A 24,210-nucleotide genomic window follows, 5' to 3' on the forward strand; every position below is an offset into this window, starting at 1 on the left:
CGGTGGCGGCGCCGCGCGGCCGTTACTCGAACAACCGCTTTTCCTTGGCGTATTCCTTGGCCTGCTGGCGCGTGATCAGGCTGCGCTTCACCAGATCCTGCAGGTGCTGATCGAGCGTCATCATTCCGTAGTTCTGGCCGGTCTGGATGGCCGAGTACATCTGCGCCACCTTGTCCTCGCGGATCAGGTTGCGGATGGCCGGAGTGCCGACCATGATTTCCCAGGCCGCCGTGCGGCCGCCGCCGATCTTCTTCAGCAGCGCCTGCGAAATGACCGCGCGCAGCGACTCGGACAGCATCGAGCGCACCATTGGCTTCTCGCCAGCGGGGAACACGTCGATGATGCGGTCGATGGTCTTGGCCGCCGAGCTGGTGTGCAGGGTGGCGAACACCAGGTGGCCGGTTTCCGCGGCGGTCAGCGCCAGGCGGATGGTTTCCAGGTCGCGCAACTCGCCGACCAGGATGTAGTCGGGGTCTTCACGCAGCGCCGAACGCAACGCCTCGTTGAAGCCGTGCGTGTCGCGATGCACTTCGCGCTGGTTGATCAGGCACTTCTGCGAGGTGTGCACGAACTCGATCGGGTCCTCGACGCTGAGGATGTGCCCGTACTCGTTCTTGTTGATGTGGTCGATCATCGCCGCCAGCGTGGTCGACTTGCCCGAACCGGTCGGGCCGGTGACCAGGATCAGGCCCTGCGGCTGCTGGATCAGTTCGCGGAACAGCGGCGGGCAGCCCAGGTCTTCCAGGGTCAGGACTTCCGACGGAATCGTGCGGAAGACGGCGCCGGCGCCACGGTTCTGGTTGAAGGCATTGACGCGGAAGCGCGCCAGCGACGGAATCTCGAACGAGAAGTCGACCTCGAGAAATTCTTCGAAGTCGCGCCGCTGCTTGTCCGACATGATGTCGTAGACCAGCGCGTGCACCTGCTTGTGGTCCAGCGCCGGGATGTTGATGCGGCGTACGTCGCCATCCACGCGGATCATCGGCGGCAGGCCGGCCGACAGGTGGAGGTCGGATGCTTTGTTCTTTACCGAGAACGCCAACAGTTCGGCGATATCCATGACGCTGCTTCCCCAAGTTGCTGCGAACTGGAACCTTGATTCCCCGGAGGGCAGTATAGCGCCCTCGCCGTTCCCGCCAATGGTTGGATGAACATGCTCGCCGACACCCTCAGCGAGACCCTGCAACACCTTGAAAACGCAGCGAAAGCCGCGCATCGGCCAACCCCTGCGTTGCTGGCCGTGTCCAAGCTGCAGCCGGCGTCGGCCGTCGCCGAACTGGCCCGCGCGGGCCAGCGCGCGTTCGGCGAGAACTACGTGCAGGAAGCCCAGGCGAAGATCGGGGAACTGGCAGGCATGGGCCTGGAATGGCACCTCATCGGCCACCTGCAATCGAACAAGGCCGAACTCGCGGCGCAGCTGTTCGATTGGGTGCAGACGGTAGACCGTCACAAATTGGTTGGCGCTCTGTCACGCTATCGCCCTTCCGATCGTGCGCCGCTCAACGCGCTGGTGCAGGTGAACATCGACGATGAAGCCAGCAAGCATGGCTGCCAACCCGACGAGGTCGCCGCCCTCGCCGATGCCATCGCCGCCGAGCCGCGGCTGCGCCTGCGCGGGCTGATGGCGATTCCCGCGCCCCACCCCGACACCGCCCGGCGCATCGACGCCTTCCGCCGCATGCAGGCATTGCAGGATCAACTGGCGGCGAAACACCCCGGCGTGGATACCCTGTCGATGGGCATGAGCGAGGACTACGCGCTCGCAGTCGCGCACGGGGCCACGATGGTCCGCATCGGCACCGCCCTGTTCGGCGCGCGCCCGCCGCGACCCGCCTGACTCCTTTCGACTTTCCCGAGGCCTGACACCATGACTCCTTCCACGTCGCGCGTGCTGACGCATCCTCTGGCCTTCATCGGCGGCGGCAACATGGCGCGCAGCCTGATCGGCGGCCTGCTCAAGCGTGGTGCGGACCCCTCGCGCATCCGCGTGGCCGAGCCCAACGAACCGCTGCGCGCCGCGCTGGCGGCCGACTTCGGCGTGCAGGTGTTCACCGAGGCCGGGGAAGCGGCCTATGGCGCGGACACCTGGCTGTTCGCGGTGAAGCCGCAGGTCATGCGCACGGTGTGCGAATCGCTCGCGCCGATGGCGCAGGCGCAGCGCCCGCTGGCCGTCTCCATCGCCGCCGGCATCACCGTCGCGCAGATGCAGCGCTGGCTGGGCGGTGGCGTGCCGGTGGTGCGCAGCATGCCCAACACGCCCGCCCTGCTCGGCGCCGGCGTCACCGGCCTGCATGCGAGCGGCGAGGTCGACGCGACAGGCCGTGAGCGCGCGGAACTGCTGCTCTCCGCCGCGGGCCCGACGGTCTGGATCGATGCCGAAGCGAAGATGGATGCCGTCACCGGCGTGTCGGGCAGCGGCCCGGCCTACGTCTTCCTGCTGGCCGAGGCGATGGAATCGGCTGCCGTGGCCGAAGGCCTGTCGGCCGACGCCGCACGCACCTTGGTGCTGCAGACCGTCCTGGGGGCGGCGCGCATGCTGACCGAGAGCGGCGAGACGCCGGCCGAATTGCGCCGCCGCGTGACCTCGCCCAATGGCACGACCCAGGCGGCGATCGAGACCTTCCAGGCCGGTGGCTTCGAAGCCTTGGTCGCGCGGGCCGTGCGCGCGGCGACCGCACGGGGCGGCGAACTGTCCGCGGCGAACGATTGACTTCGCATCCGGCCCGCTCGGAACCTCGTAACGTACCTACAGCACACAGGCACCCACGCCGATGAAACGCCTGATCGCCCTGCTGATTCTCGCCCTGTCCCTGGTCGCCTGCTCCGGCAGCGAGACGCCGCGTGTCGCCGAATTCGTTCCACCGGCGCCCGCCGAAACCGACTTCGGCAGCCTGCGCGTGCGCTACAACGCGCTGCCCACGCTGGCGCTGAGCGCGCCCGTCGCGAAGCAGTACGGCGTGCAGCGCGACGCCGGTACCGCGCTGGTGCTGGTCGCCCTGCGCGAGGTTAAAGGCGCCGAGGAAATCGATGCGGATGGCGAGGTCAGGGTGACCGCGCACGATCTCTCCGGCACGCGCCAGGCGATCGAACTGCGCAAAGTCGAAGCCGGGGGATACACCGACCTGATCGGTACCGCCCGCCTCTCGCCGCGCAATTCCTATCGCTTCGAGATCGTGGTGCAGGCCGGTGGCCGCACGGAAACGGTGACGTTCCAGCGGAATTTTTGAGGTCCGCGGGACCCGATGTAGGAGCGACGTAAGTCGCGACCGCACGCCGTCCCTATCGAACTGGCCGTTGCAGAACACCGTGATGATGACGCACCCGCCCTATCGAACGAGCGGATGGCGTCCGGTCCGCGGTCGCGACTTACGTCGCTCCTACAGAAGCGTCAACCTCAGGACTGGCGAGCCGCCCAAGCCCGCACGATCGCCGCGATGGCTCGCACGCCGTCGGTCAGCGCCGCTGGCCCCGGCTGCAGGATCAGCGGCGACTTGATCTCGTGCAGCTCACCGTCGCACACGGCGGGGATCGCGTCCCAGCCCGGACGTGCCGCCACGCGCTCGGGCCGGAACTTCTTGCCGCACCATGAGCCCAGGATGAGGTCGGGTGCGCGCCGCACCACCTCGCTGCCGTCGGCGAGGATGCGGTGCTTGGCCAGCGACTCGCGCGCCATCTCCGGGAACACATCGTCGCCCCCGGCGATGCCGATCAGCTCGGACACCCAGCGGATGCCGGTGATCTGCGGTTCGTCCCACTCCTCGAAGTAGACCGTCGGCCGGCGCGGCAGCCGCGCCGCCTGCGCGCGGACATCGTCCAGTCCACGCGCGAGCGTGTCGGCGTACGTGTTGGCGCGCGTCGCGGCACCGACCAGCGCGCCCAGCCGCCGCACGTAGTCGATGATGCCGTCCACGCTGCGATGGTTGCTGATCCACACTTCCACGCCCCGCCGCACAAGTTCGGCGGCGATGTCGGCCTGGATGTCGGAAAAACCGATGGCGAGATCCGGCTGCAACGACAGGATGTCGTCGATCTTCGCGCTGGTGAACGCGCTGACCTTCGGCTTTTCCTTGCGGGCTTGCGGCGGACGCACGGTGAACCCGCTGATGCCGACGATGCGGTCCTGCTCGCCCAGCGCGTACAGCGTCTCGGTCGGCTCTTCGGTCAGGCAGACGATGCGCTGTGGGCCGGTCATCGCAGTATCTGTGCTTTGGGAGCGACGTGAGTCCGCGAGCTGCTGGCATGCCGGGACAAGCTCGCGACTCACGTCGCTCCCACAACGACGCTCAATAGCCATCACGGAAACAGCATCCGCTTGCTCCACGCGCCCGCGGCATCGCATTCGTAACGCCAGCGCTCGTGCAGTCGGAACTGCGCGCCGTACCAGAACTCGATGGCGTCGGGCGCCACGCGATAGCCGCTCCAGCCTTCGGGACGCGGCACGTCGCCGCCGGCGAAGCGCGCTTCGACGTCGGCCATGCGGTTCTCGAAGGCCTCGCGCGAGTCCAGCGTCTCGGACTGGATCGATGCCCAGGCACCGAGCTGGCTCTGGCGTGGACGCGAGGCGAAGTATGCTTCGGCCTCTGCGTCGTCGACCGGCGTCACCCCGCCCTCCACGCGCACCTGGATGCCGGCCTCGCGCAGGCTGCGCCACAGGAACAACAGCGCGGCGCGCGGATTGTCGTGCAGTTCGCGGCCCTTCTGGCTGTGCGTGTGCGTGTAGAAGACGAAGCCGCGTTCGTCGAACGCCTTCAGCAACACCGTGCGCGCGGACGGGCGGCCGTCCGGCGTGGCGGTGGCCACCGTCATCGCATTGGGTTCGACTTCGGTGCCTGCGGTTTTCGCTTCGCCGAACAGCGTGGTGAACGTGGACAGGGCCTCGGCGTACAGATCGGTCATGGCATCGCAACAGGCAGCGCCCGCATCCCGGGCATGCGCTATTGTCGCGCGATGACGACACCCGTGCATCCCGAGGGTTTTCCCGCGCTGCTCGTCGAGGACGCGCTGCGGACGGCATGCGCATCGCCAGCGAGCCCTCCGGTGTTCGCCATCACCGGTCTGCAGGGCAGCGGCAAGTCGACGCTGGCGGAGCAGGTCGCGGCCCGGGCGCGCGGCGAAGGCCTGCGGGTGGCGGTGCTGTCGCTGGACGACCTGTACCTGACCCGCGCGCAGCGACGGCGGCTCGCCGCCGAGGCGCATCCCCTGCTCGCCACGCGTGGCCCGCCCGGCACCCACGATGTGGCACTGGGGTGTCGCGTCCTGGATGCGTTGCGCCATGGCGAAGGGGTGATCCTGCCACGCTTCGACAAGCTGGCCGACGATCGTGCGCCCGACGACGCCTGGATACGGATCGACGGCCGCGTCGACCTGGTGCTGTTCGAAGGCTGGTGCCTGAAGGCGGCGCCCGAGGACGACGCGGTGCTGGCCACGCCGATCAATGCGCTGGAGCGCGACGAGGACGCGGACGGCCGCTGGCGCCGCCATTGCAACGATGCCTTGCGCAACGATTACCCGGCGCTGTGGTCACGCATCGATGCGCTGTGGTTCCTGCAGCCGCCCGGCTTCGAGATCGTGCGGACCTGGCGCTGGGAACAGGAGCAGGCCCTCGTTGCGCGCGACCCGCAGCGGACCGGCATGGACCGCGCGCAACTGGACCGCTTCATCCAGCACTACGAACGCACCAGCCGGCACCTGCTGGCGATGCTGCCGGCGATCGCCGAACGCACGATCGCGCTGGACGAAAGCCGCCACCCGATTCCCGTGCAGGGCCCTGTGGGAGCGACGTAAGTCGCGATGGGGGCACCACGATGCGTCATCGCGACTTACGTCGCTCCCACGGCAATGCTTTTTTCCAGCCGACCCCGTCACTGCACCACGAAGCTGATCCGCAGGTTCACGCGCCACTCGGTGACGTTGCCGCCGTCATCGGTGACGACCTTGATCTCGTTCACCCAGGCGCCCTTTATGTTCTTCACGGTCTCGGAGGTCTTCTTCAGGCCTACCTTGACCGCGTCTTCCATGCTGGTCTTCGATGATGCGTTGACTTCGATGACCTTGACGACGGACATGGCTTGCTCCTCGATGGCCGGCACGGTGCCGGAGGGCCACCCTAGTCCCGGCCGTGTTAAGTCCACGCCACGTGTGCGGGCGGTGCTAGCATCTGGGGCATCATGAATCCGGCCCCCAACCTGATCCTGGTCGGCCCCACGGGGGCCGGCAAGACGTCCATCGGCAAGCGCGTCGCCGAGCGCTTCGGGCTGGTGTTCGTGGATGCCGACCAGGCCATCGTCGAACGCACCGGCGCCAGCATCGCGACGCTGTTTGAGCATGTCGGTGAGGCCGGCTTCCGCGAGCGAGAGAAAGCCACGTTGCATGAACTGCTGGCGGGCCACGGCCAGCTGGTGTCCACCGGCGGCGGTGCCGTGCTGGACGCCGACAATCGGGCGCTGATGAAAAAGCGCGGCTATGTGGTCTACCTGCAGGTCAGCGTGGACGCCCAGCTGAAGCGCCTCGGCCGCTGCGCGAACCGTCCGCTGCTGCAGCGCCCGGACCGCGAGCAGGTGCTGCAGGAGATGGCCACCCTGCGCGAACCGCTGTACCGCGAGATCGCCGACCTGGCCCTGGACACCGACGGGCTGACCCCGCCGGACGCCACCGCCCGCCTGACCCAGCTGCTGGCGCACCGCTGGCAGCCCATCGAAGAGAACGCATGAACCACGCACGCACCGTCGATGTCGGCGGCGAGATCCCCTACACCATCACCATCGGGCCGGGCCTGCTGGGCGACGGCGCCGCGCTCGCGCGCCATGTGCGCGGCCGCCACGTGCTGCTGGTCAGCGATTCGGTGGTGGCGCCGCTGTACGCGGGCGCCGTGCGCGAGGCGCTGCATGCCGCGCGTCCGGACCTGGCCATCGGCACCTTCATCCTGCCGGCGGGCGAAGAGTCGAAGACGCTGGCCCACTTCGGCCATGCCATCGAGGCGCTGGCGACGCTGGGCGCGACGCGCGACGCGTGTGTGGTGGCGCTGGGCGGCGGCGTGGTCGGCGATCTGGCCGGGTTCGCGGCAGCGTGCTGGATGCGCGGCGTGGATTGCGTGCAGGTGCCCACGACGCTGCTGTCGATGGTGGATTCGTCGGTGGGCGGCAAGACCGCGGTCGACATCCCGCAGGGCAAGAACCTGGTGGGCGCGTTCCACCCGCCGCGCGCGGTGTTCGCCGATACCGCGGCGCTGGCCACCTTGCCCCCGCGCGAACTGCGCGCTGGCCTGGCCGAAGTGATCAAGTACGGCGCGATCCGCGATGCGCGCTTCTTCCAGTGGCTGGAACAGGAACGCGCAGCGCTGCTGGCGATGGACGGAGAAGCGCTGGCCCTGGCGATCGCGGCCAGCTGCGAGCACAAGGCTGAGATCGTGGCCCGCGACCCGCTGGAGAAGGGCGAGCGCGCCCTGCTGAATTTCGGCCACACCTTCGGCCATGCCATCGAAACCGAGCAGGGCTACGGCGGGCTGGGCAACGACAACCTCAACCATGGCGAGGCGGTGGCGGTGGGCATGGTGCTCGCGGCGCGGCTGTCCGCGGAGCTGGGCCTGGCGCCCGCCGCGGACACGGACCGCCTGGAAGCCTTGCTGGCGGCGTACGGCCTGCCGGTCCGGATGCCGGCCGGCGTGACGCCCGAAGCCCTGCTGGCCCGCATGCGCCTGGACAAGAAGAACCTCGCCGGCCGCCTGCGGCTGGTGCTGTGGCGCGGGCTCGGCCAGGCCGAGGTGGTGCCGGACGTGGACGAAAACCGGGTGTTGGGCGTGCTGTCCGGCTAAAATGCCGCCATGCGCGTCTTCCTCCAGCAACGCCCCGACGCGGGCGAAGCGCCCCGCTACGTCCAGCTGACCCTCCAGCCCGATTTGTTCGGGGGATGGGAGCTGTTGCGCGAAACGGGGCAGATCGGCGGTCGCGCCACGCTCAAGCGCGAGCAATACCTGCTGCAGGACGAGGCGAATGCGGCCTTCGAGAAGGCGCGCGACAGCCACCTCAAGCGCGGCTTCCAGCTGATGTTCGCCCGCGGCGCCGACGCGCCCAAGTAACCTTTTCCCGGAACCACGATGACCGCTCTGAAGAACGATCGCTTCCTGCGCGCGCTGCGCCGCGAACCCGTGGACTGCACGCCCGTCTGGCTGATGCGCCAGGCCGGCCGCTACCTGCCGGAATACCGCGCCACGCGCAAGGAAGCGGGCAGCTTCCTGGGCATGGCGAAGAACCCGCAGATCGCCTGCGAGGTGACGCTGCAGCCGCTGCGCCGCTACGACCTGGATGCGGCGATCCTGTTCTCGGACATCCTGACCGTGCCGGACGCGATGGGCCTGGGCCTGTACTTCGTCGAGGGCGAGGGCCCGAAGTTCGAGCGCACCGTGCGCAGCGCCGCCGACGCCGCCAAGCTCGGTGTGCCGGACATGGAAACCGAACTGCGCTACGTGATGGATGCCGTGCGCGTCATCCGCCGCGAGCTGGACGGCAAGGTGCCGCTGATCGGATTCTCCGGCAGTCCGTGGACGCTGGCCTGCTACATGGTGGAAGGCGGCGGCAGCAAGGACTTCGCCCGCATCAAGGCGATGGCGCTGAACGAACCGGCCGCGCTGCACCGCCTGCTGTCGGTCAACACCGATGCCGTGATCGCCTACCTGGCCGCGCAACGCGCTGCCGGCGCGCAGGCGCTGCAGGTGTTCGACACCTGGGGCGGCGTGCTGAGCCCGGCGATGTACCGCGAGTTCTCCCTGCCCTACCTTCAGCGCATCGCGCATGAACTCGACCGTGGCGAAGGCGCGGAGCGCACCCCGCTGATTCTGTTCGGCAAGGGCACCGCGGCCTACCTGGAAGACCTGGCCGCCACCGGCGCCGAAGGCGTGGGCGTGGACTGGCTGGTCGAACTCGGCGATGCGGCGCGCCGCACCGGCGGCAAGGTCGCGCTGCAGGGCAACCTGGACCCGGCCACGCTGTATGGCTCGCCCGAGGCGATCCGCCACGAGGTCCGCCGCGCGCTGGACAGCTACCGCGACGGCAACGGCGGTTCGCGCGACGGTCACGTCTTCAACCTCGGTCACGGCATGTCGCCGGACATGAACCCCGACCACGTCGCTGTGCTGGTGGACGAAGTCCACGCCTACAGCGCTCGCTGACGCCGTCCTGCCCCACCCGCGGAGTGACGCAATGGAGTGCCGCCCCCTGCTCGCCCTCACCACCAGCCTGTTGCTGGCGGCCAGCGCGCACGCCCATACGGACGAAAGCGGCGCGGCGCGCGTCCTGCACGTCGCCGGTGGCGACTTCCCTGCCCTGGTGATGGTGGTGCCGCCGGACCAGCACGCCGCGCACAGCGTGGCGGACGCCATGCCCGGCTGCGACCGCATCCGCGCCCGCCGCCTCGACGAACTTGCGCCGGGATGGCGGCAGCGGGTGGCACGGATCGACCTGGACTGCGAAGACACCCTGGCCGACGACGCGCAGGACATGCTGACCGCCGTGGCCGCGCGCGCGCTGCTGCATCCCGGACGCGTGCAACTCGCCGGCCAGCCGGTGGTGGAGGTCCGGCTGATGGATTCGCAGCGTTGGGGCGACCACCAGTATGTGGTCGCGTCGACCTACACCGAGGCCGCCCCGGTGCTGAAGGCCTTCGTGGAGGACGCCTGTCGTGCGCGTGTGCTCGCGGAGGAAGCGGCTCCGGCTACCTGCACCATGCTGCAGGCCGACGACGGGTACTTCCTGCCTGCCGGCGATGCCGGCGGCATCTGGATCCATGCCGACAGCGACGACGCCACGCGCACGCTGTACGTCGAAGCCTGGGCGGACTGATCCGGTGCGCCGCCTCTTGCTGCTGGCGCTGTCGGCGTGCCCCGCCATCGTGATCGCGGGGGATGCGGATCGCTTTGCCGGTGACTACGGTCATGACGCCACCGCCACGGCGGATGAGGTCGTGTGGACGGTGGTCGCGGTCGGCGACCAGTGGCGGATCGTGCGCACGGCCGATGGCGAGGCACAGGCGGCGCACCGCCTGCAGGCGCGTGGGCGCGCGACGTTCTGGGACCGCATGGGGTGGCCCGCGGACACGGCCACCGACGCGGACTGCCTGAGCTGGGGGGAGAAGCCGGCATCGCTGGCCGACCTGCTGGCCGACCCGCCCACCTCGGCGACGGCATCCGGCGACGAGGCCGGACTCGGCGTGCTCTGCCACGTGCCGCCCGCGAGCCGGGCGCGCATCGACTGGCTGGCCAGCCATGCGGGCGACTGGTTCTATTACGACCCTGTCGCGGGGGTCATGGACGTTCGCCGCCTGCGCTGAACGCCCTCACCCCAGACCCGACCGCGGACTCCGCAGGCGCGGCGTGGTGCCGTCGGTACGTTCGGCCGGCAGGCGGTATTCGAAGCGGATCTCGCGCATGCCGTCGGGCACGGTGATCTCCATCGCGTCGGGCGCCACGCAGCGGCCGCGCAACAGGTCGCGGACCGCTTGTGCTTCCTGCCGCAGCGTCTCCGCCTGGTCCTTCCGCGCGATGACGGCCGGACGCAGGTAGACCGCATCGTCGGCGATCCACATCTCGTCCTCGCGCCCCTCATGGGTGCTGGCCAGGACGGTATCGAGCCGGGCGTCGCCACTCGGCATGCCGCGCACCTGCAGCACCTGTCGGCAGCGCCCCGTATTGAGCACGCGGACGTCCGCCGCGAAGCCGGCGAGGAACGCCTCGGCCTGGCGCTGGACCTCGTCGTCCGACGTACTGTCGGCTTCGACGCTGTAGCGCACCTTGATGAAGTAGAGGTCGCGGACGGTCATCGCGAGCGCCGAGCGATAGCGCTTCTCGCGCATCGGGACTTCCATCGCGAACGAGCGCGCCTTCACCGCCATGGCGCCGAGCATGTCCTGTCCCCCCACCGGCGCGGTTTCGAAGGTACGGCTTTCGCCGAGCCGCACCTCACCCGCGTTGCGACCCCGCGCGATCTGCACGATCTCGTCGACCCCCTGCTGGAACGCACGCTCGAACACCGGATCGAACACAACGCCGGCGGGATACAGGTACAGATCCATCCAGCGGTCCGGCTGGCGCGAGTCCTGGTAGCGCACCGACACGCCCAGTTCCTGCTGCTCGTACCGCTTCTCGCCGATCGCCTCCCAGCCCTGCACGCGCAGCGGATACAACGCGCGGGTCGCGGTGATGTAGTCGCCCAGCAATGGCGGTTCGGGCGTTTCCGCACGCGCCGTCGCGGCCAGCAGGCCGAACGCGAGCACACCCAGGCAGCGGCTGAACGCCCTCACGGCATGTCCTCCCGTACTCCGGATGCCCCGCGCGCGACCTGCGCCGCGATCACGGCAGCCAGCATGTCGCCGGTGACGGGCTTGCGCACGAAATCGTCGAACCCGGCCTGTCGCGCCAGCGGCTCGGCTTCCGCATCGGTGCGTGCGGTCAGGGCGATCAAGGGCGTGGTCATGCCGTGCAGCCGCAACTGGCGGGCCAGCGCCATGCCGTCCAGGCCCGGCAGGTCCAGATCGAGGAAGGCCACGTCGAATACCGTGGTCACCACCTCCGTCAGCGCGGCCAATCCATGCGGCGCATGCGTCACGCGGTGGCCGCGCGCGCGCAGCAGCCCCGCCACCACCTCGGACACGGTCACATCGTCTTCGACCAGCAGGATGTCCAGCGTGCCGACATCGACCGGGGCCGATACCGCTTCGGCCGGCGTCGCGTCCCCGGCCGGGTCGGTCGCGAGCGGCTGCAGCGCGGGCAGGTCGACCGAGAAGCGCGTGCCCTTGCCCGGAGCGCTGTCCACGTCGATGCGCCCCCCCATGGCGACCGCCAGTTCCTGGCAGATCGCCAGGCCCAGCCCGCTGCCGCCGTAACGCGCCGTGGTCTGCGCGCCTTCCGCCTGTTCGAACCGACGGAACAGCCGCGCCTGCTGTTCGGCGTTGATGCCGGGGCCGGTATCGCCCACCGTCAGCCGCACCCCGTGCGGCGACAGCGGCACCGCGTGCAGGGACACATGGCCGGCCTCGGTGAACTTGATCGCATTGCCCAGCAGGTTGAGCAGAATCTGCCGCAGCCGCAGCGGATCGCCACGCACCAGCCTCGGCACGCCCGCGGCGACGCCGTCATGGAACGCGAGCCCGCGCTTGCCCGCCACCGACCCCATCAGCGCGACCACGTCGGCGAGGAGCGCATGCAGGTCGAACTCCACCTGCTGCAGCTCCAGCTTGCCCGCTTCGATCTTCGCCAGGTCCAGCGCATCGTTGACCAGCCGCAGCAGGTGCGTGCCCGCCCGCTGGATTGCATCGGCATAGCCGCGCTGGCGTTCGTCCAGCGGCGTGGCCTGCAGCAGCTCGGTCATGCCCAGCACGCCCGTCATCGGCGTGCGGATCTCGTGGCCCAGCGTGGCGAGGAAGCGGGTCTTGGCCAGCGAGGCCTGTTCGGCCAGTTCGCGCTTGTGTTCGGCCAGCTGCCACGCACTGCGGCGACGCACGCGCCGGCGATACGCCGCCGCGGCGAAAAGCAGCAGCAGCACGCCGACCACGGCAAACATCGCCATGCCCCACGCACTGCGCCACCACGGCGGCAGTACGTGCAGGGACAGCACCAGTTCGCGCGACGCATTGCCGGCGGCGTCGTAGGCCTGGACGCGCAGCCGGTAGCGGCCGGGCGTCAGCGCGGAGAACACGCGCTCGCCGCTCGCGCCCTGGTCCATCCAGCCGCTGTCGAAGCCTTCCAGCAGCGAACGGTAGCGGTTGCCCAGCGGATTCTCGTAGCTCAGCAGTCTCGTGCCGACGAGCAGTTCGTGGTCTTCGGGCTGCAGTTCCAGGGGCTGGTCTATCCGCAGGTGGACCACGTCGTCGCCGCGGCTCACCTGCAGGCTGTCCAGCACCAGGTTGGGAGTCACCGGTTTCGGATCCGGCAGCTGCGTGTCCAGCAGCGCGACCGAACCGTCCGCTGCGGTGGTGGCCAACAGGCCGTCGGCGGTCATCAGCAGGCCGCGGTCGTTGAGCTCCTGGCTCAGCAGCCCTTCGCGCACGCCGAAGTTGCGCAGCAGCGCGCGCGATCCCTGCAGGTTGGGATCGATGCGGAACAGGCCACGCCGGGTGCCCAGCCAGACCCGTCGCTGCGGATCCACGGCCAGTCCCGTCGACTCGACCGCCGGCAATCCCTGTTCGGCCCCGATCAGCCGTTCGCGTACCCAGCGGCCGCCCTCGCGGCGCCACGCCTCCACGCCCGAGAGGCGATGCAGCCACAGCCGGTCGGCATGCTCGAACGCGAATGCGTACACCCGCTCGCGACCCATCGCGCCCTGCGCGACAAACCGGCCTGCCGCCGCATCCCAGACCATCATGCCGGCGGCGCCACCGAGCCAGACGTGGCCGTCGGGCGCCACAGCAATGCCTTCGATGTCCGGCAATCCGCCGCCGTCCTCCTGCTTGGCGACCGTGCGAAGCACGCGACCGCTGGCGATGTCGCGCTGCTGCACGCTGCCCATCTGCGAGACCAGCCACAGCGTGTCGTCCGGTGCCTCGACCAGCCAGTCGATCGAGGTATTGTCGGGAACGGCGTCCTCGCCCTCCTGCCCCCACTGCCGCGAGGCGCCGGTGCGGGGATCGATCCGGATCAGGCCGCTGCGATGGCCGATCCACAGATGCCCCCGTCGATCCTGCCGCAACGAGGTGAGCCGCAGTTCCCCCAGTGCCGCGGCATGGTGCGGCAACGGCACGACATGGCCGCTGCGCGTGTCCAGGCGTTCGACCTTGCCCGTGCTGCTGGCGATCCAGAGGCCGTCGGCGCCCGCCTGCGACAGGCCGCGGTAGAGTCCGCCGCCCAGTCCCTGCGCCGACGAGAAGGCCGCGATGCGTCGCCAGTCCGAACGCAGGTAAGCCAGCCCGCGCGTGGGTACCGGCACCCACAGTCCACCGTCCGGCAACGCCAGCACGGTCTGCAGCACGCGGCCGATGCCCACGTTCTGCGCGTCGTAGTTCACCGGCGCCGGCGCACGATCGCCTTCGGTGCGCCACAGGCCGCCCTGGCTGGCCAGCCAGTACTCGCCCTGGCCGTCGCTGGTCATCGCGATCAGCGCATTGGGGCGCGCGAACATGGGCGACCACGGCGGCGACACCCAGCGCCCGTCAGGCGTCCAGCGATGCACGCCGTCGGCCGCGCCGACCCACATCGCACCGCCGTCGGCGGTCACCGAGTAGATGATCAGGCCCTCGCCGCCCGGCAGCGCCAACCGGCGCAGCCGGCCACCTTCAAGACGGGCCAGGCCGCCCATGGTGCCGACCCACAGCGTGCCCCGCGCGTCGAAGGCCAGCGACAGCACGTTGTCGGACGGCAGGCCATCGCTTCCCTCGGCCGCCGCCGCGAAGCGGGTGATGCGACCGTCGGCGGCGAGCCGGTGCAGGCCGCCGCCGAACGTGCCGAACCAGAGTTCGGCGCCGCGGCTGGTGATGGCGAACACGTCATCGCTGCCCATCTGCGGGTACTGCGCCTGGCGGTAATGGCGGAACCCGCGACGGTCGACATCCATCATGCTGAGTCCGCCGTTCTCGGTCGCCACCCAGATGCGGTCCGCGGCGTCGATGTGCAGCGCCTGCACCACGTTGCCGGGCAGCGATGCCGGATCGGCGGGATCATGCCGCCAGACCTTGAAGCTGACGCCGTCGTAGCGCGCCAGGCCATCCCACGTGGCGACCCACAGGTGGCCCGCGCGATCGCGGGCAAGCGCCGGAATGGTGGTGGACGGCAGGCCATCGCCCGCACCCAACAGGCGGAAGCGGGGAATCTCGGGTACCGCAGCCGGCGCGAGCGCGGGCGCGCACAACAGGCAGAACAGCAGCCACCAGCACGCACGCATCGCCATTCCTGCCCGCCCCTCGTTCCCTGGTCACCCCTGCCGGGCATCGTCGCAACGGACCGTTGCAGGCGCAAGCGGGGTATCTTCATGGGCCGGCCCCTAGAATCCGTCCCCATGCCCGGATCGACCCCCCGCCGCCTGCTGGTGCGCAGCCTCTGCCTGCTGGCGCTGCTGCCCGCACTGGCCTCCGCGCGCGACGCGCGCGCGGAATACCGGCTGGACCCGGTGCACACGCGGGTGATGTTCGCGATTTCGCATGCCGGCTTCTCCCATGCGCTCGGCACCGTGTCGGGGAGCACCGGCACGGTGGTGTTCGACCCCGATGACTGGACGCACGCGCGTGTCGATGTGCGCGTGCCGATCGCGCGCATCGACCTGGGCGATGCCGACTGGAACAAGGCGACGCTGGCGAAGTCGTTGCTGGACGCGGAAGCGCACCCCGACGCGCGCTTCGTCTCCACGCGCATCGAACCCGTCGATGCGACGCATGCGAAGGTGCATGGCGACCTCAGCCTGCGCGGCGTGACGCGCGAGATCGTCCTCGACGTCACCCTCAACGCCGCCAAGCGCCATCCGATGCCGCCGTTCCGCCGCACGGTCGGCTTCTCCGCCACCACCACGCTCAGCCGCGCCGATTTCGGCATCACCGCGTGGAAGTCGGTGATCGGCGACGAAGTGACGCTGCGCATCGAAGCGGAAGCGACCTACGATGGCAAGGCCGACGACGCCGATGCCGCGCCGCCCCCTTCCCCCTCGCCACCGGAGCCGACGCCATGACCCTCAAGAACACCGACGAGCGCTGGGGCGCCGTCAGCCAACTGTTCCATTGGGTGATCGTGGTGCTGATCCTGGTGATGGCCTACCTGGGCCTGACCATGGGCGACCTGCCCAACGGGCCGCGCAAGATCGACATCTATGCGCTGCACAAGTCGATCGGCCTGACCATCCTGGCGCTGGTCGTGCTGCGCGTGCTGTGGCGCATGTATGCCGGCGCGCCCTCCCCGGTCGCCGGCACGCCGACGTGGCAGCAGCGCGTGGCATCGGTGACGCACTTCCTGTTGTACGCGCTGCTGTTCGCCATCCCGCTGTCGGGCTGGGTGCTGAACTCGTCCGCAGGCTATCCGCTGCAGTGGTTCAAGCTCTTCAACCTGCCGGCGATCACGGGCCGCAACGATGGCGTGCACGAAGCGGCCGAAGGCGCGCACGAGCTGCTGTTCTGGGTGCTCGTGGCGCTGGTGCTGGCGCACGCCGGCGCCGCGCTGTACCACCACCTGTTCCAGGGCGATGCCACGCTCACCCGCATGCTGCCGGGGCGCCGCAGGGCCCTTGCGCCGGCACCGGCGGCAGTGCCTTCTCCCTCTTCCCCCACTCCGCAGGATTCTCCCGATGAAAACCCCTGATCGCGCACGCCTCGCGCTCGTCTCCCTGTTGCTCGCCACCGCAGGACACGCGGCAGCGGCCGACTACGTACAGGCCCCCGGCTCGACGCTGGTGTTCGCCAGCAACTACCAGGGCGAAACCTTCACCGGCAAGTTCGGCAGCTTCGCCACCACGATGAGCTTCGACCCCAAGCAGCTGGCCACCAGCAAGCTAGACGTCGCCATCCAGCTGGCCGGCACGCAGACCGGAAACAAGGACCGCGACGACACGCTGGTGTCGAGCGATTTCTTCAACGTGGGCAAGTTCGCGCAGGCGCGCTACACGGCGACCAAGTTCCGCGCGCTGGGCGGCAACCAGTACGCGGCCGACGGCACCCTCACGCTGCGCGGCGCCAGCAAGCCGGTGACGCTGACGTTCACCTGGACCCCCGGTGCGCAGCCGGTGCTGACCGGAAAGGCGACGGTGAAGCGGCTCGACTTCGGCGTCGGCGGCGGCGACTGGGCGGACACCTCGACCATCCCGAACGACGTCGCGATCAGTACGAAGGTCGTGCTGAAGCCGCGTTGATCCCTTGGGGCCGGCAGTCGCGCCGGTCCGTCGCATCCGGCGCCAAGGTGATGCGGCCCAGCCCGTAACTGAGGGCGCCCAATACATCGCCCTCGCGATGGTAGCGATGGCACGCCAGGCAATCCGGGCGGGCGCGGATGGGTCCCATCGCGCGCTCGCCGCCTGGTCCTGCCTGCACCACGATATCGGTGCCACCGATCAACCGGGCCAGGGCCTCGCGTTCCCATGCCTGCAGCGTACGGGTCGATGTGGGTAATGCGGGCATTGCGGCATCGTCGTCGCGATGCTGGAAGCCCATGAATCCCGCGCGATGGACGACGGGGGGATCGTGCCGGGCGACGCCCACCAGTTCGACGTCGAACACGCAGCGCCCTTTCTCGCCTACACCTTCGAACTGGTAGTGGCGCATGCGCGCCATCATCGGCGTGACCCGCCGCTTGCCGAATCCCTGGCTGTCGATGAAGGCCTCGACGAAGGCGTCGTGCATGCGGCGCAAGGCCGCGTCGTCTTCGCCCGGGGTTTGGCCGCGGGCGTTCTGCGCGCAGATCGCGACTACGGCCAGCGCCAGCAACGCCCATCGCATCCGACCCATCGGGAACCCCCGTGCACAGACGACGCCAGCCTAGCCCGCCACGCTCACGCCGGGATGTCGCGTGCAGCGACCGTTTCGCGGACTGACAGCTTCAGCGCTGCACAAATGCCACCAAGGCCTCGATGCCGAAAGGCCAGTCCAACTCCGCACCCGTGTCGCTGCGATGCAGCACGGGCACGCGGATGCCGTAGCGCACTTCCAGCGCGTCGTCACCGTCGATGAAAACGCTTTCGAACTCGGGAATGCGTGCATGGGCGAGCGTATCGAGTGCAAGGTCGCACAGGTGGCAATCGTCGCGCTGGTAGAGGATCAGGGACATCGTGGCCGGGAATGACGGGCGGCGCGCGTCTACCCGCTTAGAATAGCTGCCTTTCCGAAGCGGCCCGCAACATGGCAGTCAGCACGTTCGACCTGTTCAAAATCGGCATTGGTCCGAGTTCCTCGCATACGGTCGGGCCGATGCGCGCCGCGGCGCGCTTCGTCGCGCGCTGGCTGGTCGACGCCGGGCGCCTGCAGGACGTGGTGCGGATCCGTGCCGAAGTGTTCGGCTCACTCGCCCTGACCGGTCGCGGGCACGGCACCGACAAGGCGGTGCTGATGGGCCTGGAAGGCCACTATCCCAACGAGATCGATCCGGACATCATCCCGCCGGCGCTGGAGCGCATCCGCACCGGCAAGCGCATCCTGCTGGGCGGTATGCACGAGGTCGCCTTCGACGAGAAGCGCGACCTGCTGATGAACAAGCGGCAGAAGCTGCCGTACCACACCAACGGCATGCGTTTCACTGCCTTCGATGCGAACGACGAGGTGATCGCCACGCGCGACTACTACTCGGTCGGCGGCGGTTTCGTCGTCAACCAGGACGACGCGGCGGTGGACCGCATCGTCGCTGACGAGACGCCACTGCCGTACCCGTTCAAGAGTGGCGACGAGTTGCTGGCGCAGTGCCAGCGCAGCGGTCTGAGCATCGCCGCGCTGATGTTCGAGAACGAGAAGGCCTGGCGCAGCGAGGACGAGATCCGCGACGGCCTGCGCGCGATCTGGAACGCGATGCAGTCGTGCATGGCGCGCGGCATCCGCGAGGAAGGCACGCTGCCCGGCGGCCTGCACGTGTCACGCCGTGCACCGACGCTGCATCGCGAGTTGTCCAGCAAGCCGGAAGCCGCGATGCGCGATCCGCTGACCGTGCTGGACTGGGTCAACCTGTATGCGCTGGCGGTGAACGAGGAGAACGCCGCCGGCGGCCGCGTGGTCACCGCGCCCACCAACGGTGCGGCCGGCATCATCCCGGCGGTGCTGCACTACTACGACCGCTTCTGCCCGGGCAACAGCGAGCAGCGGGTGTTCGACTTCCTGCTCACCGCCGCGGCCATCGGCATCCTCTACAAGGAGAACGCCAGCATCAGCGGCGCCGAAGTCGGCTGCCAGGGTGAGGTGGGCGTGGCCTGTTCGATGGCGGCCGGCGGATTGGTCGCGGCACTGGGCGGCAGCCCGAGCCAGGTCGAGAACGCGGCGGAGATCGGCATGGAGCACAATCTGGGCCTGACCTGCGACCCGATCGGCGGCCTGGTGCAGATCCCGTGCATCGAGCGCAACGCGATGGGCGCGGTGAAGGCGATCAACGCCAGCCGCATGGCGATGCGCGGCGACGGCAAGCACAAGGTCTCGCTCGACAAGGTGATCAAGACCATGCGCGACACCGGGCGCGACATGCAGGACAAGTACAAGGAAACCAGCCGCGGCGGGCTGGCGGTGAACGTCATCGAGTGCTAGATCCGATGGGCACGCTCCACCACTCGGAGGCGACGCTTCGATTCTTCGGGGAAGATCTCGTACCCGAGGAAATCACCGCACTGCTGGGCGTCGCCCCAACCGAGTCCTGCCGCAAGGGCGATGACATCAGTCGCAGAGCCGGTGTCGTGCGCCTAGCCAAGCGAGGAAGCTGGAGACTCCACGCCGAGCGTCGCGAACCCGAGAATCTCGAGGCGCAGATCGTCGAACTCTTGGAGCAGCTCCCCTCCGATTCAGGCATTTGGGCGTCTTTGTCCCGCTACAAGCCAGACGTGTTCTGCGGCATCTTCATGGAGAGTTTCAATGATGGCTTGCCGCTTTCGGCGAAAGTGCTCCTCGCCCTGGGAGAGAGGGGTATTTCATTGGATTTCGACATCTACAACCCGAATGGATGAGAGGTTGGCCGGCACGCAGGCGATCCATTCGCGCTCACGCCAGGGTAGTCCAAGCAAGCGGAGCGCATCCGGGGTCCGATAGACCCGCGAACGTGCGGGGCATGGCCTTCCGAATTGCAGTTCACGTGGCTCACCGGGTCGGGCCTTCGGCCTTACCCGGGCCACGACGTCCCTGCCAACTCCTCACAAAGAGGTTGGTTCGACAGGCTCACCACGAACGGATCCGGCTCCCATGCAGTCCGGGTAGGACACAGCGCGACCGGGGTACTGGATCTCGGCCAGGCTGGCCACACAGCGGCACCCACCGCGTTTTCACGACCGCGAGGCGACCCTGGGTGGGCGGGGATTCCCGGCCCTTTAGCGCGGCCGCCCCGCGCCGATACCGTTCTTGGTAAACCCACTTACCGGAGACGCGTCCTGTCCGACCCCGTCGACAAGACCCGCCGCGGCATGCCCTCGTGGCGGCGCCGACTGGCGGCCTGGTGCCTGCCCCTGCTGGGCGGGATGGCCGCGCTTTGTCCGACGGCGCACGCGCTGGACCCGTCCAAGTCGTTCCATCACTACGTCCGCAACCACTGGAGCCTGGAACAGGGCCTGCCCCAGCTCAGCGTGCTGGCCATCGCCCAGGACAAGCCCGGCTACCTCTGGTTCGGCACGCAGGCGGGCCTGAGCCGTTTCGATGGCGTGCGCTTCACCAATTTCGACCTGGACAACACGCCCGAACTGCCCAGCACCTGGATCCAGGCGCTGCAGACCGACCGCGAGGGCCGGCTGTGGATCGGCACGCCGCAGGGTCTGGCGGTGCGCGAAGGCAACCGCATCCGCACGATCGCGCTGGCTCCCGGCGAGGCGCCGGGCGTGGTCGACGTACGCGCACTGGCGCGCGATGGCCGCGGCCGCCTGATCGTCGCCACGAACCGCGGCGTCATGACGGTGGCGGCCGATCGGCTGCGGATGCTCCATCCGCTCGATGATGGCGGCGCGTTGGCCTTGCACGTGGATGACGACGACGCGCTCTGGGTCGGCGGCCGCGGCCGGGTGCACGTATTCGACGGCGCGGGCGAGCGGATCCTCGCCTTGCCTGCGCGTGCGGCGCTGGCCACCGTCACGTCGCTGGCGCGCCACGATGGCCGACTGTGGGCCGGCTGCGATGCCGGCCTGTTCGCGCTCGTGGGCCAGCACTGGCAGCCGCAGCGCGACGTGGCACCGGCCAGCGGAGGCGTACAGGCGCTCTACGGGGACCGCGACGGCATCCTGTGGGCGAGCACTCGTGACACGCTCTACCGCCTGCAGGCAGGACGGCTGCTGGAACGTATCGCGGCCGAGGGTCCGTTGGCGGAAATCCGGGCGTTCTACGAGGACCGCGAGTCCAACCTGTGGCTCGGCAGCAACAACGAAGGTGCCAGCCGCGCGTGGAATGGCTGGACGCGCAGATACAGCCGCGCCGAGGGCCTGCACCAGCCGTTGCTGTGGTCGGCTGCGCAGGCCCCCGATGGCCGCGTGTGGGTCGGTAGCGACGACGGCGTGAGCGTGCTGGACGCCGGGCGCTTCCGCACGGTGGTACCCGGCCGGGCGCTTCCCCATCCCGCCGCTTACAGCCTGCTGCCCGAGAACGGGCAGACGTGGATCGGTACCCGCGACGGCGCGGCGCTGTATCGCGATGGCCGGGTGCAACGGCCGGCAATGCTGGCCGCCATGGATGCCGCCCAAGTCAACGGCATCGTGCGCGACCGCCGCGGTCGCCTGTGGTTCGCCACCAGCACGGGCCTGTACCGCGAACAGGATGGACGCCTGAAGCACTACGGCGAATCCGCGGGCCTGCGCGACGTGCGCGTGCGCGTGCTGATGGAGACGCGCGACGAACGCCTGCTGGTCGGCACGCAGAGCGGCCTTTACGAATTCGTGGACGACCGCCTGATCGCCGTGCCGTTCACCGGCACCGGTCTGGACGCGCCGCACGTCGTTTCGCTGCACGAACTCGCCGGCGGCCAGTGGCTGGTGGGGGCGCTGTCGGAAGAACTGCTGCTGCTGTTCGACGGCCAGCGCTGGACGCGCCTCGACAAGAAGCGCGGCATCCCGGCGAACGCGCCGTTCTTCTTCGCCGAAGACGCCCGCGGATTCCTCTGGGCGGCGGGCCTGCGCGGCATCTACCGCGTGCCGGTGGCGGACCTGCTGACCGCCGCCGACGACCCGGCCTTCCGCGTGACGGCGCGGACATTGCTCAACGAACGCGGCGATCGCCATGGTGGACAGAAGGGCGACTGCTGCAACGGCGCCGGCAACAGCCGCGGTTTCATGGTCGACAACACACTGTGGCTGCCGACGCGCGACGGCGTGGTGGTGATGGCGACCGACCAGTCGCTCGCGAACGACTACGTACCCGAATCGGTGATCGAGCGCGTACAGGTCCAGGGCGAGTGGCGGCCGGCGGAACGCGCCACCGAATGGTCTTTGCCGAGTGGCGCGCGCGACCTGCGCTTCGAGTTCACCACCCTCAGTTTCCAGGCCTCGGACCATATCGACATCCGGTACCGCCTGAAGGGCTACGATGACGCGTGGAAGCTGCTCGACGATCCGCACCAGCGCAGCGCCACCTACACCAACCTGCCGGCGGGGCGCTACGTCTTCGAAGTGCTCGGCACCAACAACAGTGGCGTGTCGGGGCGAGCCGCCGCCACCCAGGCGTTCTCCATCGCCCCGTACTTCTACGAAAGCCCGTGGTTCTACTTGCTGCTCGCGCTCGCACTCGCGATCCTCGTGCTGCTGTCCAACCGCTGGGTGCTGCGGCGCCACCACAACCGGCGCGTCGCGCTGGAACGCCTCGTGCAGCAGCGCACGCGCGACCTGCAGCAGGCGAACCGCCAGCTGGAAGCGATCAGCCTGACCGATCCGCTGACCGGCCTGCACAACCGTCGCTACCTGACCCGCCAGTTGCCGGCCGACATCGCCTATTACCAGCGCATGCCCGGCTTCGCGGCGGGCGTGGACGTGCTGGCGTTCGCGCTGCTCGACATCGACCATTTCAAGTCGATCAACGATGGCCACGGCCACCAGGCGGGCGACCACGTACTGCAGACCGTCGCGCACCGGCTGCGCACGCTGTCGCGCGACGGCGACTACGTCATCCGCTGGGGCGGCGAGGAATTCCTCATGGTCTTCCGCCCCATGCCACGCCACGAACTGCATGCGCTGGGGCGCCGCATCTGCCTGGCGATCGCCGCAGAGCCCGTCGACGTGGCGGGCGCGCGCCTCCAGGTGACGGCATCGCTCGGCGTGATCGGTTACCCGCCGTTCGCCAGCGCGCCGGACCTGCTGGGGTGGGAGCAACTCGTCTCGCTGGCGGACCGTGCGCTGTACGAGGTGAAGGCGCATGGGCGCAACGGCTGGGCACTGTACGAAGCCACGCCGCTGGCGCTGCCCGCGCTCGATGCCGACCAGGTCCGGCGCGATCCCGCCGAACTCGTTCGCCGCGGCCACCTCGCCCTGCGCGGACCGCATCACCCGGACAGGCTGCCGTCGCACACGCGGCAGCCTTGACGCCTCTCCACGCCGTGCGCGCTACGCTGGCCCGCCATGTCGCGGAAGATCCAGCATGAAGACCCTCCACGCCCTGCTCGCCACGGTCGCGATGTCGCTAGCCGCCGTCGCCCAGGCCGAGCCCCTGCCCCGCCATGGCGCGCGCCTGGAGGGCTTCGCCTATCCGCATCCCGTCAAGATCTTCGCCTTTACCTCGCAGGCGCAACCGCTGGAGATGGCCTACCTCGACATCGCGCCGGCCACGCCGAACGGCCGTACCGTCGTGCTGTTGCACGGAAAGAACTTCTGCGCGGCCACCTGGGAATCGGCGATCGACGCCCTGACCGGCGCCGGATATCGCGTCGTCGTGCCGGACCAGGTCGGCTTCTGCAAATCCAGCAAGCCGCCGCACTACCACTACTCGTTCGGCCAGCTGGCGGCCAACACGCATGCATTGCTTGCGGCTCTGGGTATCGAACGTGCGTCGGTGGTCGGACATTCCATGGGCGGGATGCTCGCGGCGCGCTATGCGCTGCAGTATCCCGAGGACACGGAGCGCCTGCTGCTGGTGAACCCGATCGGCCTTGAGGACTGGAAGGCCGAAGGCGTGCCGTGGCGCGGCATCGATGGCTGGTATGCGCGGGAGTCTAAAACGACTTTCGACAGCATCCGCGACTACCAGCGCACCGTGTATTACTCCGGCCAATGGAGGCCGGATTACGAACGCTGGGTGCGCATGCTGGGCGGCATGTATGCCGGCGACGGGCGCGAGGCCGTGGCGTGGAGCCAGGCACTGACGTCGGACATGGTCTTCAACCAACCGGTGGTCTACGAGTTCCCGAAGATCGCGGTGCCAACCGCGCTCTTCATCGGCCAGAAGGATCGCACCGCCATCGGCAAGGATCTTGCCCCGCCGGACGTCGCGAAGCGACTCGGCGACTATCCGGTGCTGGGCAGGCGCGTAGCAGCAGCGATCCCTGGCGCGACGCTCGTGGAGTTCGCCGAGCTTGGCCACTCGCCGCAGGTGGAGGATCCGGCGCGTTTCAACGCCGCCCTGCTTGACGCGTTGAGGTGAGCCGGCGCATCGCCTTGAAGCAGCAGTGAGCGG

The 24,210-nt window shown here is 69.2% G+C and carries 24 protein-coding genes and 1 pseudogene; 17 read left to right on the forward strand and 8 right to left on the reverse strand.

Annotation, left to right across the window (positions count from 1 at the left end; all coding sequences use genetic code 11):
* Positions 1-22: 22 nt before the first annotated feature.
* On the reverse strand, positions 23-1,060 hold the full coding sequence (locus tag ACSQ19_RS03455; protein ID WP_062352229.1) for a type IV pilus twitching motility protein PilT: 1,038 nt from the start codon (positions 1,058-1,060) through the stop codon (positions 23-25).
* Between the two features lie 93 nt (positions 1,061-1,153).
* Between ACSQ19_RS03455 and ACSQ19_RS03460 the strand changes: the two genes are divergently transcribed.
* The 3 genes from ACSQ19_RS03460 to ACSQ19_RS03470 all read left to right on the forward strand — a co-directional run bounded on the left by ACSQ19_RS03460 (position 1,154) and on the right by ACSQ19_RS03470 (position 3,227).
* Positions 1,154-1,837 (forward strand): YggS family pyridoxal phosphate-dependent enzyme, encoded by a 684-nt coding sequence (locus ACSQ19_RS03460; RefSeq protein WP_299346353.1) that lies wholly within the window; start codon positions 1,154-1,156, stop codon positions 1,835-1,837.
* Between the two features lie 30 nt (positions 1,838-1,867).
* On the forward strand, positions 1,868-2,710 hold the full coding sequence (gene proC / locus ACSQ19_RS03465) for a pyrroline-5-carboxylate reductase (RefSeq protein WP_436000037.1): 843 nt from the start codon (positions 1,868-1,870) through the stop codon (positions 2,708-2,710).
* Between the two features lie 61 nt (positions 2,711-2,771).
* Positions 2,772-3,227, forward strand: a complete 456-nt coding sequence (locus tag ACSQ19_RS03470) for a DUF4426 domain-containing protein (RefSeq protein WP_436000039.1) — start codon at positions 2,772-2,774, stop codon at positions 3,225-3,227.
* A 167-nt stretch (positions 3,228-3,394) separates the two neighbouring features.
* On the opposite strand, the gene ACSQ19_RS03475 is transcribed toward ACSQ19_RS03470, so the two are convergent.
* Together ACSQ19_RS03475 and pdxH are read right to left on the reverse strand one after the other, a co-directional pair.
* Positions 3,395-4,192, reverse strand: coding sequence for a cobalamin-binding protein (locus ACSQ19_RS03475; RefSeq protein ID WP_436000041.1), 798 nt, complete (start codon positions 4,190-4,192; stop codon positions 3,395-3,397).
* Positions 4,193-4,293: 101 nt separating this feature from the next.
* Positions 4,294-4,896, reverse strand: coding sequence for a pyridoxamine 5'-phosphate oxidase (gene pdxH / locus ACSQ19_RS03480; protein WP_436000043.1), 603 nt, complete (start codon positions 4,894-4,896; stop codon positions 4,294-4,296).
* A 33-nt stretch (positions 4,897-4,929) separates the two neighbouring features.
* On the opposite strand from pdxH, the gene ACSQ19_RS03485 reads away from it, so the two are divergent.
* Positions 4,930-5,784: a kinase gene (locus ACSQ19_RS03485; RefSeq protein ID WP_436000045.1), complete on the forward strand. Its 855-nt coding sequence runs from the start codon at positions 4,930-4,932 to the stop codon at positions 5,782-5,784.
* Between the two features lie 77 nt (positions 5,785-5,861).
* Here ACSQ19_RS03485 and ACSQ19_RS03490 read toward each other — a convergent pair whose 3' ends face one another.
* Complete coding sequence (locus ACSQ19_RS03490; RefSeq protein ID WP_436000047.1) at positions 5,862-6,065, reverse strand: dodecin family protein; 204 nt, start codon at positions 6,063-6,065, stop codon at positions 5,862-5,864.
* A 102-nt stretch (positions 6,066-6,167) separates the two neighbouring features.
* Here ACSQ19_RS03490 and ACSQ19_RS03495 point away from each other — a divergent pair, with 102 nt between their 5' ends.
* From ACSQ19_RS03495 to ACSQ19_RS03520, 6 genes are read left to right on the forward strand one after another with little or no spacing between them, the layout of a single operon-like run.
* A complete protein-coding gene (locus tag ACSQ19_RS03495) occupies positions 6,168-6,710 on the forward strand; it encodes a shikimate kinase (RefSeq protein ID WP_436000049.1) in 543 nt (180 codons plus the stop codon).
* The gene (gene aroB / locus ACSQ19_RS03500; protein ID WP_436000051.1) at positions 6,707-7,810 is read left to right on the forward strand and encodes a 3-dehydroquinate synthase; all 1,104 of its coding nucleotides are present in this window, start codon (positions 6,707-6,709) and stop codon (positions 7,808-7,810) included. The genes ACSQ19_RS03495 and aroB overlap by 4 nt, the downstream gene beginning before the upstream one ends.
* Positions 7,811-7,819: 9 nt before the next feature.
* Entirely contained in the window at positions 7,820-8,074 is a 255-nt protein-coding gene (locus ACSQ19_RS03505; protein WP_093300856.1) for a WGR domain-containing protein, read from the forward strand.
* An 18-nt stretch (positions 8,075-8,092) separates the two neighbouring features.
* The gene (hemE, locus tag ACSQ19_RS03510) at positions 8,093-9,163 is read left to right on the forward strand and encodes a uroporphyrinogen decarboxylase (RefSeq protein WP_436000053.1); all 1,071 of its coding nucleotides are present in this window, start codon (positions 8,093-8,095) and stop codon (positions 9,161-9,163) included.
* Between the two features lie 31 nt (positions 9,164-9,194).
* On the forward strand, positions 9,195-9,833 hold the full coding sequence (locus tag ACSQ19_RS03515) for a hypothetical protein (RefSeq protein WP_436000055.1): 639 nt from the start codon (positions 9,195-9,197) through the stop codon (positions 9,831-9,833).
* Positions 9,834-9,837: 4 nt separating this feature from the next.
* The gene (locus ACSQ19_RS03520) at positions 9,838-10,320 is read left to right on the forward strand and encodes a hypothetical protein (RefSeq protein ID WP_436000057.1); all 483 of its coding nucleotides are present in this window, start codon (positions 9,838-9,840) and stop codon (positions 10,318-10,320) included.
* 6 nt (positions 10,321-10,326) lie between these two features.
* Here ACSQ19_RS03520 and ACSQ19_RS03525 read toward each other — a convergent pair whose 3' ends face one another.
* Together ACSQ19_RS03525 and ACSQ19_RS03530 are read right to left on the reverse strand one after the other, a co-directional pair.
* Entirely contained in the window at positions 10,327-11,289 is a 963-nt protein-coding gene (locus ACSQ19_RS03525) for a hypothetical protein (RefSeq protein WP_436000059.1), read from the reverse strand.
* A complete protein-coding gene (locus ACSQ19_RS03530) occupies positions 11,286-14,861 on the reverse strand; it encodes an ATP-binding protein (RefSeq protein ID WP_436000061.1) in 3,576 nt (1,191 codons plus the stop codon). The genes ACSQ19_RS03525 and ACSQ19_RS03530 overlap by 4 nt, the downstream gene beginning before the upstream one ends.
* Before the next feature lie 114 nt (positions 14,862-14,975).
* On the opposite strand from ACSQ19_RS03530, the gene ACSQ19_RS03535 reads away from it, so the two are divergent.
* From ACSQ19_RS03535 to ACSQ19_RS03545, 3 genes and pseudogenes are all read left to right on the forward strand, one after another.
* Entirely contained in the window at positions 14,976-15,638 is a 663-nt protein-coding gene (locus ACSQ19_RS03535) for a YceI family protein (protein WP_436000063.1), read from the forward strand.
* Positions 15,635-16,201 (forward strand): annotated as a pseudogene (locus tag ACSQ19_RS03540) (cytochrome b); the annotation flags it as partial. The gene ACSQ19_RS03535 and the pseudogene ACSQ19_RS03540, both read left to right, overlap by 4 nt.
* Before the next feature lie 46 nt (positions 16,202-16,247).
* Positions 16,248-16,808, forward strand: coding sequence for a YceI family protein (locus tag ACSQ19_RS03545; protein ID WP_299346029.1), 561 nt, complete (start codon positions 16,248-16,250; stop codon positions 16,806-16,808).
* Here ACSQ19_RS03545 and ACSQ19_RS03550 read toward each other — a convergent pair.
* Positions 16,777-17,400 carry a hypothetical protein gene (locus ACSQ19_RS03550; RefSeq protein ID WP_436000065.1) on the reverse strand — a complete coding sequence of 208 codons (624 nt, stop codon included), beginning with the start codon at positions 17,398-17,400 and terminating at the stop codon, positions 16,777-16,779. The two genes, ACSQ19_RS03545 and ACSQ19_RS03550, sit on opposite strands and share 32 nt — an antisense overlap.
* A 91-nt stretch (positions 17,401-17,491) precedes the next feature.
* Positions 17,492-17,719, reverse strand: a complete 228-nt coding sequence (locus ACSQ19_RS03555) for a glutaredoxin family protein (RefSeq protein ID WP_436000067.1) — start codon at positions 17,717-17,719, stop codon at positions 17,492-17,494.
* A gap of 71 nt (positions 17,720-17,790) precedes the next feature.
* Here ACSQ19_RS03555 and ACSQ19_RS03560 point away from each other — a divergent pair, with 71 nt between their 5' ends.
* From ACSQ19_RS03560 to ACSQ19_RS03575, 4 genes are all read left to right on the forward strand, one after another.
* Positions 17,791-19,173: an L-serine ammonia-lyase gene (locus tag ACSQ19_RS03560; protein WP_436000069.1), complete on the forward strand. Its 1,383-nt coding sequence runs from the start codon at positions 17,791-17,793 to the stop codon at positions 19,171-19,173.
* A 5-nt stretch (positions 19,174-19,178) separates the two neighbouring features.
* A complete protein-coding gene (locus tag ACSQ19_RS03565) occupies positions 19,179-19,586 on the forward strand; it encodes a DUF4279 domain-containing protein (protein ID WP_296278440.1) in 408 nt (135 codons plus the stop codon).
* Between the two features lie 450 nt (positions 19,587-20,036).
* Positions 20,037-23,123: a two-component regulator propeller domain-containing protein gene (locus ACSQ19_RS03570; RefSeq protein ID WP_436000072.1), complete on the forward strand. Its 3,087-nt coding sequence runs from the start codon at positions 20,037-20,039 to the stop codon at positions 23,121-23,123.
* A 91-nt stretch (positions 23,124-23,214) separates the two neighbouring features.
* Positions 23,215-24,177, forward strand: a complete 963-nt coding sequence (locus ACSQ19_RS03575) for an alpha/beta fold hydrolase (RefSeq protein WP_436001081.1) — start codon at positions 23,215-23,217, stop codon at positions 24,175-24,177.
* Positions 24,178-24,210 lie beyond the last annotated feature (33 nt).

It is taken from the genome of Pseudoxanthomonas sp. LjRoot127 (assembly GCF_964253495.1).
Lineage (GTDB): Bacteria > Pseudomonadota > Gammaproteobacteria > Xanthomonadales > Xanthomonadaceae > Pseudoxanthomonas_A.

Bases quoted from the DNA above. Each gene is read 5' to 3' on its own strand.
- ACSQ19_RS03505 (WP_093300856.1), top strand. From the start codon at position 7,820: ATGCGCGTCTTCCTCCAGCAACGCCCCGACGCGGGCGAAGCGCCCCGC.
- ACSQ19_RS03575 (WP_436001081.1), top strand. From the start codon at position 23,215: ATGTCGCTAGCCGCCGTCGCCCAGGCCGAGCCCCTGCCCCGCCATGGC.
- proC (WP_436000037.1), top strand. From the start codon at position 1,868: ATGACTCCTTCCACGTCGCGCGTGCTGACGCATCCTCTGGCCTTCATC.
- ACSQ19_RS03535 (WP_436000063.1), top strand. From the start codon at position 14,976: ATGCCCGGATCGACCCCCCGCCGCCTGCTGGTGCGCAGCCTCTGCCTG.
- ACSQ19_RS03560 (WP_436000069.1), top strand. From the start codon at position 17,791: ATGGCAGTCAGCACGTTCGACCTGTTCAAAATCGGCATTGGTCCGAGT.
- ACSQ19_RS03490 (WP_436000047.1), bottom strand. From the start codon at position 6,065: ATGTCCGTCGTCAAGGTCATCGAAGTCAACGCATCATCGAAGACCAGC.
- ACSQ19_RS03570 (WP_436000072.1), top strand. From the start codon at position 20,037: ATGCCCTCGTGGCGGCGCCGACTGGCGGCCTGGTGCCTGCCCCTGCTG.
- ACSQ19_RS03485 (WP_436000045.1), top strand. From the start codon at position 4,930: ATGCGCTATTGTCGCGCGATGACGACACCCGTGCATCCCGAGGGTTTT.
- hemE (WP_436000053.1), top strand. From the start codon at position 8,093: ATGACCGCTCTGAAGAACGATCGCTTCCTGCGCGCGCTGCGCCGCGAA.
- ACSQ19_RS03545 (WP_299346029.1), top strand. From the start codon at position 16,248: ATGAAAACCCCTGATCGCGCACGCCTCGCGCTCGTCTCCCTGTTGCTC.
- ACSQ19_RS03565 (WP_296278440.1), top strand. From the start codon at position 19,179: ATGGGCACGCTCCACCACTCGGAGGCGACGCTTCGATTCTTCGGGGAA.
- pdxH (WP_436000043.1), bottom strand. From the start codon at position 4,896: ATGACCGATCTGTACGCCGAGGCCCTGTCCACGTTCACCACGCTGTTC.
- ACSQ19_RS03475 (WP_436000041.1), bottom strand. From the start codon at position 4,192: ATGACCGGCCCACAGCGCATCGTCTGCCTGACCGAAGAGCCGACCGAG.
- ACSQ19_RS03515 (WP_436000055.1), top strand. From the start codon at position 9,195: ATGGAGTGCCGCCCCCTGCTCGCCCTCACCACCAGCCTGTTGCTGGCG.
- ACSQ19_RS03555 (WP_436000067.1), bottom strand. From the start codon at position 17,719: ATGTCCCTGATCCTCTACCAGCGCGACGATTGCCACCTGTGCGACCTT.
- ACSQ19_RS03495 (WP_436000049.1), top strand. From the start codon at position 6,168: ATGAATCCGGCCCCCAACCTGATCCTGGTCGGCCCCACGGGGGCCGGC.
- aroB (WP_436000051.1), top strand. From the start codon at position 6,707: ATGAACCACGCACGCACCGTCGATGTCGGCGGCGAGATCCCCTACACC.
- ACSQ19_RS03460 (WP_299346353.1), top strand. From the start codon at position 1,154: ATGCTCGCCGACACCCTCAGCGAGACCCTGCAACACCTTGAAAACGCA.
- ACSQ19_RS03470 (WP_436000039.1), top strand. From the start codon at position 2,772: ATGAAACGCCTGATCGCCCTGCTGATTCTCGCCCTGTCCCTGGTCGCC.
- ACSQ19_RS03550 (WP_436000065.1), bottom strand. From the start codon at position 17,400: ATGGGTCGGATGCGATGGGCGTTGCTGGCGCTGGCCGTAGTCGCGATC.
- ACSQ19_RS03455 (WP_062352229.1), bottom strand. From the start codon at position 1,060: ATGGATATCGCCGAACTGTTGGCGTTCTCGGTAAAGAACAAAGCATCC.
- ACSQ19_RS03530 (WP_436000061.1), bottom strand. From the start codon at position 14,861: ATGCGTGCGTGCTGGTGGCTGCTGTTCTGCCTGTTGTGCGCGCCCGCG.